Origin of the sequence: Streptomyces sp. NPDC059816, assembly GCF_042732055.1 — a bacterium.
Classification (GTDB): domain Bacteria; phylum Actinomycetota; class Actinomycetes; order Streptomycetales; family Streptomycetaceae; genus Streptomyces.
The window spans coordinates 34,333-49,977 of sequence record NZ_JBHWIQ010000026.1 but is presented as its reverse complement, the minus strand read 5'-3'; the positions used below and the strand labels follow the sequence as shown (position 1 = coordinate 49,977).

The 15,645-nt window shown below is 65.5% G+C and carries 13 protein-coding genes; 10 read left to right on the top strand and 3 right to left on the bottom strand.

All coding sequences use genetic code 11. The features are described 5' to 3' along the window. Positions 1-327: 327 nt before the first annotated feature. The 4 genes from ACFV88_RS28625 to istA all read left to right on the top strand — a co-directional run bounded on the left by ACFV88_RS28625 (position 328) and on the right by istA (position 6,615). Positions 328-1,659 (top strand): transposase, encoded by a 1,332-nt coding sequence (locus ACFV88_RS28625; protein ID WP_385494840.1) that lies wholly within the window; start codon positions 328-330, stop codon positions 1,657-1,659. Positions 1,660-1,774: 115 nt separating this feature from the next. Further along, positions 1,775-3,358, top strand: a complete 1,584-nt coding sequence (locus tag ACFV88_RS28620) for a ParB/RepB/Spo0J family partition protein (protein WP_385494839.1) — start codon at positions 1,775-1,777, stop codon at positions 3,356-3,358. A 98-nt stretch (positions 3,359-3,456) separates the two neighbouring features. Next, complete coding sequence (locus ACFV88_RS28615) at positions 3,457-4,389, top strand: ParA family protein (protein ID WP_385494838.1); 933 nt, start codon at positions 3,457-3,459, stop codon at positions 4,387-4,389. A gap of 717 nt (positions 4,390-5,106) precedes the next feature. Continuing rightward, positions 5,107-6,615, top strand: coding sequence for an IS21 family transposase (istA, locus tag ACFV88_RS28610; RefSeq protein ID WP_385494837.1), 1,509 nt, complete (start codon positions 5,107-5,109; stop codon positions 6,613-6,615). 6 nt (positions 6,616-6,621) lie between these two features. Here istA and ACFV88_RS28605 read toward each other — a convergent pair whose 3' ends face one another. After that, positions 6,622-6,912: a hypothetical protein gene (locus ACFV88_RS28605; protein WP_385494835.1), complete on the bottom strand. Its 291-nt coding sequence runs from the start codon at positions 6,910-6,912 to the stop codon at positions 6,622-6,624. A 97-nt stretch (positions 6,913-7,009) separates the two neighbouring features. Between ACFV88_RS28605 and istB the strand changes: the two genes are divergently transcribed. Next, positions 7,010-7,735 (top strand): IS21-like element helper ATPase IstB, encoded by a 726-nt coding sequence (gene istB / locus ACFV88_RS28600; protein WP_385494887.1) that lies wholly within the window; start codon positions 7,010-7,012, stop codon positions 7,733-7,735. Positions 7,736-7,824: 89 nt separating this feature from the next. On the opposite strand, the gene ACFV88_RS28595 is transcribed toward istB, so the two are convergent. Further along, positions 7,825-8,688, bottom strand: coding sequence for a DUF2637 domain-containing protein (locus tag ACFV88_RS28595; protein ID WP_385494834.1), 864 nt, complete (start codon positions 8,686-8,688; stop codon positions 7,825-7,827). 467 nt (positions 8,689-9,155) lie between these two features. Between ACFV88_RS28595 and ACFV88_RS28590 the strand changes: the two genes are divergently transcribed. From ACFV88_RS28590 to ACFV88_RS28570, 5 genes are all read left to right on the top strand, one after another. Then, positions 9,156-9,632: a hypothetical protein gene (locus tag ACFV88_RS28590; RefSeq protein WP_385494833.1), complete on the top strand. Its 477-nt coding sequence runs from the start codon at positions 9,156-9,158 to the stop codon at positions 9,630-9,632. A 244-nt stretch (positions 9,633-9,876) separates the two neighbouring features. After that, positions 9,877-10,956 (top strand): bifunctional DNA primase/polymerase, encoded by a 1,080-nt coding sequence (locus tag ACFV88_RS28585; protein ID WP_385494832.1) that lies wholly within the window; start codon positions 9,877-9,879, stop codon positions 10,954-10,956. Positions 10,957-11,105: 149 nt separating this feature from the next. Further along, positions 11,106-12,488 (top strand): phage/plasmid primase, P4 family, encoded by a 1,383-nt coding sequence (locus ACFV88_RS28580; RefSeq protein WP_385494831.1) that lies wholly within the window; start codon positions 11,106-11,108, stop codon positions 12,486-12,488. A gap of 321 nt (positions 12,489-12,809) precedes the next feature. Further along, positions 12,810-13,274 (top strand): DUF6009 family protein, encoded by a 465-nt coding sequence (locus tag ACFV88_RS28575; RefSeq protein WP_385494830.1) that lies wholly within the window; start codon positions 12,810-12,812, stop codon positions 13,272-13,274. Positions 13,275-13,728: 454 nt separating this feature from the next. Further along, positions 13,729-14,169 (top strand): hypothetical protein, encoded by a 441-nt coding sequence (locus tag ACFV88_RS28570; RefSeq protein ID WP_385494829.1) that lies wholly within the window; start codon positions 13,729-13,731, stop codon positions 14,167-14,169. Positions 14,170-14,359: 190 nt separating this feature from the next. Here ACFV88_RS28570 and ACFV88_RS28565 read toward each other — a convergent pair whose 3' ends face one another. Then, positions 14,360-15,625: a GNAT family N-acetyltransferase gene (locus tag ACFV88_RS28565; RefSeq protein WP_385494828.1), complete on the bottom strand. Its 1,266-nt coding sequence runs from the start codon at positions 15,623-15,625 to the stop codon at positions 14,360-14,362. Positions 15,626-15,645 lie beyond the last annotated feature (20 nt).

Genomic DNA, 15,645 nt, shown 5'->3' with positions numbered 1-15,645 from the left:
CGTTGACGAAACCTCGAATGCTCCGGGGTGTCCTTCGGCCGTTCTTCAGACTTGATCTTCGGCCGTCGGAGCTGCGGCTCTGAGCCTCGCACTCTGCGCGCCAAGGCGCCTCCCCCGCAGGTTTCGCTGACGAAACCCAGTCCCCGCAGAGCAGGGAGCTCGCCTCTTCTACCGGAGCCTCCGTGCTCTTTTAAGCGCGACCTCCCAGCATCCCTTCTGGCAGCGGGAGGCCGTGGTTTCGTTGGCGAAACTCGACAAATCGAGCTGCGTGTTCGCCGCTTCTTCTGCGACGACGCCGCATGCAGGAAGCAGACGTTCGCTGAGCAGGTGGACGGTCTGACGGTCCGGTACGGCCGGCGCACCCCGGCCGCGCAGCGGCTGCTGGAGCGCGTCGCGCTGGCACTGGGCGGCCAGGCCGGCGGACGGCAGACCACGCACATGGCCGTCCCGACGAGCGGGTCGACGTTGCTGCGGGCGGTCCACCGTCTCGTCGTCCCCTCGCCGCCGATGGTGGAGGTGCTGGGCGTGGACGAGTTTTCGCTGCGGCGCGGCCGGGTCTTCGGGACGATCCTGGTCGACATGGCCTCGCGCCGGCCCGTCGATGTGCTGCCGGACCACACCGCGGACAACTTCGCTGCCTGGTTGCGGGAGCACCCTGGGGTCCGGATGGTCTGCCGCGACCGTGGCGGCGCGTTCGCAGAGGCCGCCGAACGTGCACTGCCCGGTGTTCCCCAGGTCGCGGATCGCTGGCATTTGCTCGGCAACCTTGCCACCGCGGTGGTGAAGGCCGTCCGGCGGCACCGTGCCTGCCTGGCCCCGCCGAAGCCCGAACGCACCATCCCTGAACCCGAAGCCTCTCCTGATTCCGACAGCGAGGAGAACCCGGCTCACCAGCGGATACGCGCCCGCTGGACCGAGATCCACACCGCCTACGAACGAGGTGCGACGATCACCGCGATCAGCGAGCAGACCGGGCTGGACCGCAAGACCGTCCGCCGCTATGCACACGCCGACACCGCAGACGAACTGATCACCGTCCGACCACGCCGGGGCAGCACCCTGACGCCCCACATGCCCTACCTCGCCGCGCGATGGGCCGAGGGCTGCAACAACGCTCAGACGCTCCGCGACGAGATCGCCGCCCGTGGCTACACCGGCGGCCGCAAGACCGTCCGCCGATTCCTGAACAGCCTTACCGAGAAGGAACTCTCACCCATGAAACCGTCCCGTCACCACCCATCCGCGAGGTGGTCCGGTGGATCGTCGGCCGAGCCGAGCGCCAGAGCGAAGCCGCCCGCCAGCAGCTCAAGGAACTGTGCGAGCGCTGCGACCACCTCGCCGAGATCAACCGGCTCGCCCGCAGCTTCGCCACTCTTCTCCGGCAGCGCCACGGCCACAGACTTCCCGGATGGCTCACCCGGGCTAACGCATCCGACATCAAGGCGCCCTGGGCCTGCGCAAAGACCTCGACGCGGTCACCGCCGGCCTGACACTCCACTGGATCTCAGGACCAGTCGAAGGCCACGTGAACCGGACCAAGATGCTCAAACGCCAGACCTACGGCCGCGCGAGTTTCGCACTCCTGCGACGGCGAATACTCCTCTCCGACTGACCACCTTCACGGAAATCGCCGAAGACCCAGAGCTAAATGGCCTTTGACGGTTTCTCCCTCTATGCCCAGGTTTAGTGAGTCGCGTGGGGTAGTTTGCCGCAGAGGTCGTGATCAACACGCTATGGTTCTGGCGATCCGCATCACGTCGAGCTTGGAGCCCGCATGCCACGCGACAGGAAGAACAAAACCTCCACGGCGCCCCCGGCCCCGCCGTCGGCGCCACCGTCGCCGACAGCGCCGGCTGCTGGCACTCCTTCCATGGCTCCTCGCGGGCAGTTCAACCGCCGACAGGAGGGTCAGCGTTTTCTCACGCCGTTGCAATCGATCGCACCGAGTCCTCGTAACCTCCGTGAGGAGTGGGAGTACGAGACCGACGAGTTTGAAGAGTTCAAGAACAACGTCGAAAACACCGAGCTGATCCAGGATCCTGCGGTTTGCTCAGTTGATGCCTTCACTGCGAAGTACCCCGAGCACTCGGATGTCTTCGGCCCGGCGGTCGAGTGGGTTCTCCTCGCTGGTGAACGTCGCTACCGCGCGCTCCTCGGGAGGAAGTCCCCCACCGACAGCGTCCCGGTCGTGCTGCGCGACACGCTCCTCAGCAAGGGAGACTTTGTCCTCCTCTCCGAGAACAACTTCCGCAAGGGGTGGGACCCCATCCAGGAGGCCCTCTTGCTGGAACGAATCCGGCGGGAAGAAGGTCTCTCGTACGACGAGATCTTGGAGAAGCTCGGAGGAGAACAGAGTGCCATCAAACGGCGCTCCGATATCTCGAAGCGCATGAAGCTCCTCGAGCTTCAGGACGGTCCTCTGCGACGCGCGATCCGCGAGGGCAGAGTAGGTCTGGAGCCGGCGTACACGTTGGTCAGCCGGCTCAAGGAGCCCGAGCTGATCGAGCAGGGCTGGACCACGATGCAGACGGACGGGGTCACAGCGAAGGCCGTATGCGACACCTTGTTGGGCAAGACCCACACGCCAGTGCAGAAGACCACGACCGCCGACTCGGGCACCACCGCTCCGGCCGTGGGTACGGAGGCTGCCGAAGGGAGCTCGGTCTCGGACGCGTCCGTGCAGGATGCGACTGCTGCTCCGGCGCTCGCTGCCAACGCGCAGACCGTGGTTGTGCCAGAGGGCTCTGAGCACCAAGCGACGGGTGACGAAGAATCAGCAGCATCGCCCTCTCCTGTTGACCACTCCGACTCCGAGGATGGTTTCGCCGACGAAACTGCCGCAGCCCGTGAGGTCAAGGTGCCGACTCAGCAGAGCTCCGACACTGAGGTCTCCCCCTCTAAGACTCCTCCCACATCAGGAGGTACGGGAGCGTCCACGGATGGTTCTCACGCGGCTAACGAGCAAGACGTCAACGCCCGGCTCCAGTCCTGCACGAAGGTATTGTCCTCTGTCACCTGGCCGGCGTCCGATGTCGCGGTGCGGAGGATCGCTGTGCATACCCTGCGGGGGACGTCTCGTCAGGCATTCGATCTCGCGCTGCAGATCGCGGAGCGGGTCGGGCTGACGGACGCCGATCAGTTCAGGTATGTTGCAGCTCTTGAAGCGGCAGACGACGGCAGCGTCCTCACGATGGCGTATGCGGTCGCGCTCGCAACCGATGAGCTGCACCTGCGCAGCGTCGGGAATCACCTTGACGCCCGTGCCGCCGACTACCTGAAGCACCTTCACGACGGTGCTGGTTACGACATCACGGGATATCAGTCAGCCCTCGAGGCAATTTCGTCAGCGAAACTCTGAGCTCTGGAGCCTCCGTGACTCAACCGTCCCGCGCCAAGATCGCCCTGCCCCCTCAGCTTCCCCTCACACGACGCCTCTACCCGGAGGGTCCACTGGTCGTGGACTACGCCAACGAGGGAGGCGGAACAAGGAAGACCACCGGCATCGTCAACACCGCGGTCAGTCTCGGCAGCCTCGGTCTCAAGGTGGGCATCGCCGACTGCGACCAGACGATGGCTGCGTCTACATACCTCGGCTATGGCGTCACCAACAGGAAGTACTACCCTCAGCGCACCGAGCTGACCTACTCGCGCCTCGCTCAGACTCCCAATATCTACGGCGTTCTCATGGGAGAGTGCGGCCTCAAGGAAGCCATGGTTCCCGCGCGCACTCGAACTGTGCCCGTCACACGAGGGGAGCAGGGCGAGTTCCTGGACGATGAGCGATGGGACACCAATGAGTGCTTCGAGGCCATCCCGAACGTCAGCTTGATCCTGGGGTCTCGGGACATGGCGATCGCGTCCGAGGACATTCGCAACGCCGGTCGTCCGGGCTCACGCTCAAAGGCAGGGCTCCACTGGCTACGGAAGTCCATCGAGGCACTGCCGGCCGGCACGCTTGATGTCCTTCTCATCGACAGTCGAGGAACTTTCGACACGTTGGAGCTCACTGAGCTCGGGGCTTCTGACTACGTCGTCGGCTGCGTCAAGCCGGACACCAAGGACGACGACACCCTGCACGGGCTCAAGTCACTCATCAGCACCGCCCAGGAGCAGTTCGAGTTCTCGGGCGGAGCCGCCGACCTCCGCTACATCCTCTTCAACGGCTACGTGAAGAACCGCGGCAAGTTCTACATGGAGATGTACGACGAGCTCAAGGCCTTCTATGGCGACATGCTCCTCCCGTACGTCTCTGAGAACGTGCAGGTCGCCGAGAGCGTCAAGGCACAGGAGCCCGTCCTCTACTGGATGGAAGGGCAGGATCCGCTGATCATGGATCAGTTCAACGCGATCGGCCGGGTCATCGAACGGGATCTGCGCCTCGCCGTGTAAGGGTTTCGTCGACGAAACTCTCCTGAGGCCGGTGGGCCTGCCCCAAGTCAACTTGGGGCAGGCCCACCGGCCGTTTCTTCGCAGCAGCGGCCGCGGATGCCTGTCCGGCCAACCAGGCCTCCAGGTGCCGCCCCGCGAAGTAGCTGGACAGCAAGTTCAAGGGCTGTCAGCCGGTGATAGGGAACAGGGCTCTGACCAGTGCATTCACAAACGCACTATGTGCTCGGGCCTGCTTTTCCCAGCTTGGGACCTTACGAGATGCGTTGGAAGCCGGGGGTGCGACTCGACTCCTGTGAGGGGACGCCTGCAGTCTCGCTCTCATAGCGGGATATCCACTCAGTGCGGTATCTGCGCAAGCTCGAGGCTTCGTCTCCGGCTTGGACTGGGGCCGGTCGGAGAGGACCGCGTCGGTTTCACGGGAGCGGAGCACCGAGGCCGAATCCGCTCGGTCAGAACCTCGCGCCGTGGTGAAGGCTTCACGTGCGGGTGCAGGCTGTGCGGGCTGATCGGTGTCGGCGGCCGTGGCAGAGTCCAGGTGTGCGGCCAGGTGAGTCCTGGCTGATGGCCACCAGAAATCCAGGTGGATGGCCGTTGGGCCTGTGGTGTTCCTGATCGCTTCCGTAGACGAAGGAGACCCCTTCATCCGGTTTGCTGGTGTTTGCGAAGCATCAGCGAATCGGTCGAAGAGGTCCTGTGACGAAGTCTGACAGAGAGATCATGGAGATATTCGAGGCGTACGACCTGACCGAGACGGTCTGGTCGGCGGCCGCCCTGACGGGACACGACCCGAAGACGGTCAAGCGGTATGTCGAGGCCCGCGACAGCGGGCGGAATCCGTTCGAGCGCGAGCCGCGGCCGAAGATGATCGACGCGTTCCTGGAGAAGGTCGAGGAGTGGGTCGAGCAGTCGAAGGCGACGATCCGCGCCGACGTGGTCCACGAGAAGCTGGTGAAGATGGGCTTCCGGGGCAGCGCGCGCTCGACCCGGCGGGCGGTGAACGCGGCGAAGACCGCGTGGAAGGCCGGCAAACGGCGGACCTACCGTCCGTGGATCCCCGAGCCCGGGCGGTGGCTGCAGTTCGACTGGGGCGAGGGCCCGAAGATCGGCGGGCGGCGGACCTGGCTGTTCTGCGCGTGGCTGTCCTGGTCTCGGTTCCGGGTGGTGATCCCGGTCTGGGACTGCACCCTGGGCACCCTGGTGGCCTGCCTGGACACCGTGCTGTGGCGGATCGGCGGGGCTCCGACCTACGTGCTGACCGACAACGCGAAGACGGTCACCGTCGAGCACATCGCCGGGATTCCGGTCCGGCACCCGCAGATGGTCGCCGCGGGCCGGCACTATGGCTGCCAGGTCGTCGGCTGCGTTCCCTACGACCCCGAGTCCAAGGGCGGCGCGGAGGCCACGGTCCGCATCGCGAAGGCCGACCTGGTCCCCACCGAGGCGAACCTGCTGCCCGCCTACGACACCTTCGCCGAGCTCGCCGACGCCTGCCTGATCTGGTGCGACACGGTGAACACGCGTCGACACCGGGCGACCGGGCAAATCCCGGCCGACCGGCTCGACATCGAACGCACCACTCTGCACGTCCTGCCCATCGAACCGCTGGCGCTCGCGCTGGGCGAGGAGCGGGTGGTCGGCTCGGACCGCACCGTCAGCTTCAACTCCGTGCGCTACTCGACCCCGCCCGGCTACACCGGCGCCAGGGTCTGGTGCCAGGTCGTCGGCAACGAACTGTCGATCACGGCCCGCACCAAGTCCGGTGACCTGTCGGAGATCTGGCGTCACCAGTTGTCCACACCCGGCGTTCCGCAGATCATTGACGCCCACTACCCCGACCACCCCGACGGCCGTTCGGTTCACCAGCCCCGCCTGCGACCGCGCTCGGAGGCGGAGGTCGCATTCGTGGGCATCGGCCCCGGGGCCGGGCGCTGGCTGAAGGAGGCCGGACCCGCCGGGGCATCCCGTATCCGCGCCAAGATGGCCCACGCCGTCGAGCTCGCCGCGGTTTTGGGCAGCGACCGGGTCGACCAGGCCCTCGGGCTCGCGGCTACGGCTGGGCGCTTCGCCGAGGACGACCTCGTCTCCATCCTGGAGCACATCGCGGCCAGCAAGCCCGCCGGCCAGGTCGTCCGCGCGGACGAGGCCCACTCCGTCCAGAACGGCACCATCGCCTGGCAGGCCCTGGGCCAACAGCCCGCGGCGGCAAGGAAGCCGAGGGACCACTGATCGCGATCAGTCCCCGACGAACCACAGATACAGGTGCTGCCCTCGCTCGACGACCTGGCACAGCTCCCGGGCCTGTCCGACCCAGTCACCCACGCAAGCGGCCGGAAGCCGGTCGAGTTCGGCCAGCAGCAGCGGCACCTGCCGCTGGTTGAAGACCGCGTCCCCATACGGAATCAGCGCCCAGAGCATCGGGAACCGCACCGAGTCCAGGCCCGCGAAGGCATCGGTCCACTCCACCCCGGCCCGGGCCCTGGCCACGACGTCCCCGTTGTCCCCGCACACCTGCAGATTGATCACCCGCCGAGCCTATCGGCGCCCACCGCGACCCACGAAGGAATTTGCCACCGTGACGTTTCCCCAGGCCCCGGCCCTGCCCGAGGAGCTCGACAAGCTGATGCGCCGGATGCGCCTGCCCTACATGCGCAAGGCCGCACCCGACGTCCTGGCCACCGCCCGGGCCCAGCGGTGGGACCCCGCCGAGGTCCTGCGGCTGCTGATCGCCGAGGAGGTCACCGGCCGCGACGCTGCCACCCGCCGCCTTCGCCGGCACTCGGCGAACTTTCCCACTGGCAAGACCCTGGCCTCCTGGCGGGTCGAGGACTCCACCATCCCCGAACCCACCCAGAACTCCCTGGTCACCCTGGAGTGGATCGGCCGCGCGGAGAACCTGGTGATCGCTGGCCCGTCGGGGACCGGGAAGTCGCACTTCACCGAGGGTCTGGCGCAGGCCGCGATCGAGAAGGACCTGCGGGTCGCCTGGTTCACACTGGAGACCCTCGCCGCCGCGATCGGCAAGTCGAAGGTCGACGGCTCGACTGCCCGCACGGTCGCCCGGATCTGCCGGGCCGACCTGATCGTGATCGACGACATCGGCCTGCTTCCGGTCGGCGAGGACGCCGCCGAGGCGTTCTACCGGATCATCGATGCCGCATACGAACGTCGATCGATCGCGGTGACCAGCAACATCCACCCCTCAGGGTTCGACACGATCATGCCCAAGACCCTCGCAGGGGCCAGCACCGACCGCCTCATGCACCACGCTCACCTCGTCACCACCACCGGCGACTCCCACCGCCTCGCCGAGGCCCTCGCCGGCAAGGGAGTGGTCCCCTTGAACTGATCCCAACCCCCCAGGAACACCACTGGCCACAGGCATGGATTTCTGATGGCCACCAGCCCGGACACCCGACGGCCGCCCACCTGGGCATCTCAATGGCCGTTGACAATCAGCAGGCGGGAGCGAGGGCAGAGCTTCTTCTGTCGGTTCGGTGTTCGCTGCCTGCCCAACAACCTCCGCGTCCGAAAGGTGCACAGTGCCGATGGGGCCATCTCGGGCACGTGGCTCGTTGGCTCCAGAATGGGACTCTCGGGCTGAGGCACCGACGGAGCCGCACCAGCCGTCGCGACGCGCGTCCCACTGGATGGCAGTGGGACGCCGAAGGTTGCCAAGCGCAGAGGCAGGAGTTCCTCAGCTGACGCCTTGGACCGCCACCAGATGCCAGGCCGCTGTTTGAGTCTGGCGATGTAGAGAAGCCGGTCTTGCTCCGCCTGAAGCGCTTCCTGGTACGAGCGCCTATTCCACAGCTGCATGCTGCGCCATAGCTTCAAGGTCGGGACGGGGGAGAGGAGCCAACGGGCCAAGCGGACGCTCTCGATGCTCCGCTCCTCAGTGAGGTCAGCAAGCCTACCGACGGCATGGCGGGCCGCTTCCACGGTGACAGCGAAGATCACCGGCAGGGCCGCATACATGGCGGTACCGAGCGGATCCGGCCAGAGGACTGCTGCGTTGAAGGCGATGGTTGCGCCGATCGTAAGCCAGGCCGTGTGGCGCGGCAGTGGGAAGGGACAACGAAGCCAGGTGAGAAGAACGTCGAGCGAGAGGACGACCAGGGTGCCGAAGTCGATCCCGATCGGGAAGACAGCTGAGAACGTACCGAAGCCCTTGGACGCCGCGAGGTTGCGCACCGCAACGTAGGACCCAGCGAAAGCGATGCCGGCGACAAACAGCGCACCCACGATGACGACCGCGATCAGCAGTCGCTGGAGGGGAGTGGGTGTTATCTGCCGGTGCACAGGTCGTTGTCCCCTTGCGGTGAGGTCGGCCCGGGCCGATTGCAGCTAAAGGGGTGCTCCAATGTCGGGTTCTCGGGCCTCCGTGACGTACGGCAGCGGTGATCGTTGCCAGAATTCTAGGCGCGGCCCGGGCCGGACTGAGGGAAGTGGCCGAGGGTCACCCAACGCTGAAGACTGAGGCAGGTGAGACATGTGGTCTTACCTGAGCCTGCCCCCCCGCAGCTGCGGGGGGGGGGATAGCTTGCGTGACCTGCGGCAATAGCTGCTTGGAACTGAAAATCTGCTCATCTACGGCGTGTCGGGTGGGGTGTGTTTGACCACGGTGCCGGGACTGGAGTTAAGTGATGTCGCACCTCCGGTGGTGGAGCCTCTTCCACCCGAGGTCAGAGCTGGGGCTATCCGAGGCTCTGAGGCCCCCCAGAAGCTCCTTCTGGGGGCTGGATCGGTACGAGCACCAGGGACAGTTGATGATCGATGTGGCGGCGCTACGGCAGCCACGGTCGCAGCACTGGATCGCCGCGCAGTCCGGCGTCAGTCGGCAGACCCTTCGAAACCTTTCCCGGATTGCCTTGTTGCCACCGGCGCGCCAGCTGACTGGCGCAGACCTCGTGGTGGCCCGCTGCGCCCACGCCCTCGGCGCCACGCGCTCCACCAACCGGAAGGAGCAGACCGGAGAATGGACCGCGGCGGCCCAGGAGCGGGACCGAAAAGTGATCGAGACCGTGCGGCACCTGTTGGGCCCTGCCGAGTTCGACGCAAGGACCACCGTCGTCGTGTACCCGCATAGGTACGAAGTGACTACAGCGCCCCTCGAAGCGGTATCCGAATGGCTTCATGCAGGAGGGACGACCGAGCATCTAGTGCTGCTTCCGCTGGGGAAGTGGGCCTTGGCGGTTCCAGGTGGCGCAGACGAAGCCGCTAACGAGGGGGTGCTCGTGGCATAAAAAAGGCACCCTCAGCTGCGGGAAACAGTGAGGGTGCCTACGCAGGCTGGGCCTCCGCTTGGTGCCATGAGGTTACCAGCCAGAGTTCGGACTGACCGGTTCGCCAGGTCGACTGTCCGTTCTTCTCTCTATCGTCGAACATTCAAGAGCTGGTGATCATGACGGCAACCCTTCTCATCCAAAGGGCTTACAGGCCGGGCCCGAGGCCCGTCCGGTTCGTGGGCACGGAAGGGCCTTCACTTCCATGACGGCCTCCAAGTCGATCGAAGTCGCACGATGGTGCGCGCGCCAGGGATGGCCAGTTCATCCACTGCAACCCAACGGCAAGATTCCGATGCCAGGATGCTCCCGCTGTCGTAGCGCGCACCCCAATCACGTGCCGCACGCAGTGGGGGAGTGCGGCTGCCTGGGGGAAGGTCTGTGGTGCCACGGCTTTCACGCGGCGACGCGCGAACCCACTCTGATCGACCGGTGGTGGGGCGCCAACCCCGCGATGGGCGTCGGAATCTCCACTGGGCCCGCGGGGCTCCTGGTGATCGACCTCGACTGTCACGCAGACACCCCGCCTACGAACCCCTGCGACGTGCTGCCCGCTTTCTCCGTACCCGAGAACCTACTCCAGACCGTGAGGAATGGTCTTGATTCCTTCCGCGTCTTGAGTCACGTGCTCAACGGAGAGGACTTCACCGGAGGCGAGCGCACACTCGCCGTGCGTACGCCGAGCGGCGGGATGCATCTGTACTTCCGCGCGCCGCGGCAGACGTCATGGCGGTGTTCCACCGGCGGCAATCGCAATGGGGTAGCGCTGGGCTGGCAGATGGACGTGCGCGCCCACGGCGGGTACATCATCGCGCCCGGAACTCGGGTCGAGACCGGAAGTTATGAGCCTGTGGGGGGCTGCCGGCGCCCGGCTCTATTGCCTGGATGGCTGGCAGGGGCACTTGAGAGGACGGGGCACCTCCTCACCACAAGACCACCGGCTCAGAGGCGCCCTCAGGTACCCAACCGGGCTCGGATGGCCACGACTTCGCCCAGGACGACTTCGGCGTGGGCGGCGAAGGTTACGTCAACAGCCTTGAGCGACGTGGCAGACTGCGCATCACTCCGTGAGGGCAGTGGGTGGCATGCCAAGGTGAATCGAGCCGCCTACACCCTCGGTGGGCTGGTGGCTGCGGGGTTTATCACCAGCTCGAACGACGCCGAGAGGGCCCTCCTGGAGGCCGCCCTCCACGCCCGTCCAGAGCGCAAACGGCAGGCACTTAGCATCATCCAATCCGGACTGGTCGCGGGACAGCGCCAGCCCCTCACTCCGAAAGACCGCTGATGAGCACCACGAGCAGTTCTGTGCCGACGAGTCGGGCTCCGGAGCCCTACAGCGCCACAGCTTCGGCTCAGGCCTTGATCGGAGCCGATCACGCGGCCGAGTCCGCTCCTGTGGAGGTTCTCCTGCCGTCCTCGTTGACCGATTGGGGCATGGCCAACCTCTTCTTGACGGTGTTCGGTGACGACTACCGGTTTGTGCCGGAGCATGGCTGGTACAAGTGGGCCGGCCATCGATGGCAGCTGGACGGGAAGTCGAAAGCTATTCAGAACTCGGTTTTTCAGCTGGCTGAGCGCATGCCCTTTCCGGATCCTCGGGAGAACTCGTCGGTCCGGTTCCCGGATAGGGAGCTGGAAAGACACAAGAAGAAGTCACTCAGCATCGCTGGGGCTCGAGCGCTGATCGCGACCGCAGAGAGCCTGCCGGACCTGATGCTGGAGTCTGACGAACTCGATGCCGATCCGTATGCCCTGTGCACGCCTGCAGGCATCGCCAATCTAAGGACAGGCGGGTTTCTCGAGCCCAGTCGGGATCAGGCGCATACCCGCTCCACCACAGTGGGGCCTCGCCGGATGCCGACGCCGATCTGGGACAAGTTCTTGATCGATACCTTCGGCGATGATCCCGAGGGTCGGCAGATGATTGCCTACCTCCAGCGACTGTGTGGATACAGCATCTCCGGCGACGTCGATGCGCAGATCATGCCCTTCTTGTTCGGTGAGGGGCAGAACGGGAAGTCAGTACTGGTTGCCGTCCTGCTGGCGATCTTGGGGGACTACGCAGACACGGCCCCGCCGAACTTCTTGATGGCTCCGCTCTACCCGGACCATCCCACGGAGATGGCAGACCTGCAGGGGCGCAGGTTGGTGTTCTGCAGTGAGATCGACCCGGGGGCGAAGTTCGACGAGGCGAAGCTGAAGCTCCTCACGGGCGGCGATCAGATCAAGGCACGGAGGATGAGGCAGAACTTCTTTACGTTCAGCCCGACCCACAAGCTCTGGTTGATCGGAAACCACCGACCGACTGTGGAGACCGGCGGGTACTCGTTCTGGCGCAGGATGAGGATCATCCTGTTCGCTCGGACGGTCCGGGACCAGGACGTGGTGGAGAACCTCGCGGCCAAAATGATCTCGAAAGAGGGGCCAGGCATCCTCCAGTGGCTCGTGGACGGTGCTGTCAGTTACTTCGACGGTGAGGACCGCAAGCTCGCCGGCCCTGATTCTGTTCGGCTGGCGACACAGGACTACGAGGAGAGCGAGGACAGCGTGGGGCAGTTCGTGCGGGAGTGCTGTGTGGTGGGCCCCCACAGCACCTACCGCGCCGAGCAAGCACAACTGCGGCGGGCCTACGAGGTCTGGTGTTCCACCGCGGGCATGCGACCGGTCCCGGTTCGCGAGTTCGGCAATGCCATCAGGCGACAGGCCAAGATGAAGAGTGCGAAGGACATGGTCAAAAGCAACGGCCGGCGGCACTACGTGGGTATTGGTCTTGTAGAGGACACCCACACCGAGACCGAGACGGCAGGGGCACAGTGATGAGCCAGGGACAGAAGTTCTGCTTCGCTTCCCAACAGAGAAGTGCCTGGTCAGAGGCGCTATGGCCGCCAGATCAGGGACACACAGGGACACACTTCTCCTATATTTCTTCTTCCTTGAACGACTTCTTGTTCTCCCGACAAGCTAGAGAATCTGTCCCTAAGAGTCCCTGTGAGTCCCTCAATGCCTGCTGATATGCCGTCTGACCTGGTGTTTTCTGAGCAGGGACAGAGTCTCGCGTCCAGGGGCACAGAACGTCCCTCGCGGGTGCCTGTTCCCAAGCCCCGCCATCACGCCGTGACCGAGGAAGGGGTCTCGTCGATGTCCGCCACCCTGGCGCAAAGGATCACCGATGAGGTGGAGATCGTCTGGGTTGAGGGGGAGGGGGTTGTCATGGAGAGGTATGACTACGTTCGCCAGGACTTGGTCAAGACCCCCAAGAAGCGCGGGGTTCCCCGAATCACCTGGGATGCCCGCATTGTCGGTTACGCGAACTTGAGCTCAGACGCGGAACCCCCTTCGAGGTTGGGGTCTGGTCGGTGGGAACGGCGGGTCTTCTACGTCACGCCGAGAGACCGCAGTGAGAGCGAGGCTGATGGCGAGCGGGTGCTGTTCCAGGAATCGACGCCGACCGAGGCAGTAGACCCGCGGACCGTCAAACCGAAGGTCGTCGGGACATTGACGGATCGAGCGCGAGGAAAGTCCGGATCTGGTGAAGAACTGCCTGCCCGAGAGGCTCTGGCAGGGGAAAACTCATCGCCTGAAGATAAGGGGATGCTCTTCTGACCGGGGTGGGGCCCGACAACGTCGTTCTGGTTACTCGAAACTCTGTCCCTTTGTGTCCCTACCAGTACGTGACGGAGCGGCAGTAGGGCCCTGAACTGGGACTTCCTGGGGTCTTGTGGGCAGGGACACTGTCCCTGCCCACCTCGTGTCGAGTCCCTGAATCGACTGCCGGGTAGTCTGCGCAGAGGTCTCCCGATGAGCAGCAGCCTCAGTCCGTGCAGACTGTCTCGGTTGTGATGACCTGGAGGACCGAAACGCGACCAGCGGTGGTACCTGATCCCGGACGCCCCCCCGCTGGGAGAGCCTCCTGGGCTGGCTGGTTCACTGGGCACTGCCAGAGTATGCGCCCGCAGCGCTGCGACGTGCCCGGTCGCCGTTCTTCATCGACCCCGATCTGCAGACCCTCCGTGAGCAGAGAGCCCGCGACGCGCTCGATGATCTGGAGGCGCAGTACGTGGCCGAGAAACCCCGCCTGGAGGATGAACTGCGGCAGGCCAAGGAGCTGGCGGAGACTGTGCGGTACGGGCTGCTGTACGGCAGCGGCACCGACCTCGTCGATGCGGTCGCGCGGGCGCTGACCGCGGCGGGAATGCACATCGTTGACCTGGACGAGGAGTTCGGCGGGACGAAGTTAGCAGACCTGCTCGTCAGCGCCTTTGGCGTGGCCTCGCGCCTGGTCGAGGTCAAGGGCGCCTCCGGTCCAGTGCAGGAGCATCTCGTCGGGCATCTCCAGCGGCATCTGGAGACCTGGCCGCAGCTGCGGCCCGACGAGCCGGTCTCCGACGGCGTACTGATCGTCAACCATCAGCACAAGCTGCACCCGTCGGAGAGGTCGGCGACGGTATCCGCGCGGCCCGAGTTCGTCGCCTCGCTCGACTCACTGCCGGTGTGGTAATCAGCACGGTGGAGCTGTTCAACTGGTGGCGTGCCGCGGACTGGACAGCGATCCGCACGGCCGTACTGGGCGACGCGACCGCGACCGCCCAGTCGGCGACGCCAGTGAACCCGCCACAACCGCCATCCGCTAAGCGGCGCCGGTGGTGGAGCGGCGGATGGCACCAGTAGAACTAGCGGTAGCAGACGGGTCAGCGCACGTGGGGGCCCGACCCGCGGCCACTGGTCCGCAGGTGTTCCAAGGTCTGCTGGTGCTGTGCCGACTGGGGGGTTGAGAGGGCCTGGGTTCCTTCTGTCGGAGGCGATGGTAGGGCGGTGCGCTCGGCGACGTCCTGGATAAGCCTGTCGGCAAAGGCACGGATCTGCTCTCCCTGAGCTGCAAGTGGATCAGGCTGGGGAACTGGCATGGGTGCGTCGTGGCGAAGTTCTCCGAGTTCGTCGTAGCGTGCCTGGTACGCGGGGGTGGCGTCGAGAGGTCCTAGAGGCGGAAGCGACGCGGGCACGGGTGTGTGGAACTTGGCGTCGTGTCGGATCCAGGAGCGAGTGGGTGCGCGCCAGGACAGACCACTCAGCTGCACAGGGATGTCGCTCTCTGCCGTGTAGTGGACGTGGTTGCCAGCTGCGATGTAGGTCGGTTCCTTGTCGCCGTCGAGGGGCAGGGCGTGGAAGGCGACATGGGTGGAGGGTCGGGGAGACCTGTAGAGCTGGAAGGCCTCGGCGTGGGCGGCGTCGGCCAGAGCAGCGTCGAGGGTGGTGTTCCAGAAGCCGGTGAAGTCCTCGACCGTCCCTGCGCGCGGCAGGTTTCCGTGCCCGATGTGCTGCAGCAGGGCGTCGGCCCGGGCCTCGATGGCACGGGTGCCGTCATGAATGAAGCGGTGTAGCCCGGGCGGCAGATAGAGCAGCAGGCTGCCGTACAACGACTGGACGCTGGGGTCGGCGTAGTTGGCGGTGGCCTCTCGGAAGTGCTGCGCATATTGCTGGGCTTCGGTTTCGGTGCGTTCGCCGTAGCGGTACTCGGCATCCCGGTGCCCGTGTACACCGGTGGTGCGGTTGCGTGCGGCGTTGTCGGCCTTGTCGGCCATGACGTGCCGGGCATCGAAGTACCTGGCCCACTCCCGAGGCGGGCGATTGTGGATGTTGCGCTCGGGAGCCGGCTCGCTGTAGCGGTCCCACCACACGATGCCGTCGGGTTCCCGACGGGTGCCGTGGTCGATCCAGGCGGTGGGGTAGGCGGCGTAGAGAGCATCCATGAGGACGGAGGCCAGGCCCTGACCGCGGTGGGCCAGTGACACCTCGAGCAGGAGGACGGACAAGGCCTGGCCGTCAGGGTGGACGAAGAAGTCCAGGTGCCCCGCCATGGCCCCTCCCACCATGGCGATCAGACGCTGCCCTGACCAGGAGTTGCCGAGGTCGTACTTGTAACTGGTCCTCCACAGGGACAGCCCTGTTTCTGACAATCGAGCCTGAGCCGACCCCG

Coding starts and splice junctions, on each gene's coding strand:
- ACFV88_RS28585 (WP_385494832.1), top strand. CDS start 9,877: ATGACGGCCTCCAAGTCGATCGAAGTCGCACGATGGTGCGCGCGCCAG.
- ACFV88_RS28620 (WP_385494839.1), top strand. CDS start 1,775: ATGCCACGCGACAGGAAGAACAAAACCTCCACGGCGCCCCCGGCCCCG.
- ACFV88_RS28590 (WP_385494833.1), top strand. CDS start 9,156: ATGATCGATGTGGCGGCGCTACGGCAGCCACGGTCGCAGCACTGGATC.
- istB (WP_385494887.1), top strand. CDS start 7,010: ATGCGCCGGATGCGCCTGCCCTACATGCGCAAGGCCGCACCCGACGTC.
- istA (WP_385494837.1), top strand. CDS start 5,107: ATGGAGATATTCGAGGCGTACGACCTGACCGAGACGGTCTGGTCGGCG.
- ACFV88_RS28580 (WP_385494831.1), top strand. CDS start 11,106: ATGGCCAACCTCTTCTTGACGGTGTTCGGTGACGACTACCGGTTTGTG.
- ACFV88_RS28575 (WP_385494830.1), top strand. CDS start 12,810: ATGTCCGCCACCCTGGCGCAAAGGATCACCGATGAGGTGGAGATCGTC.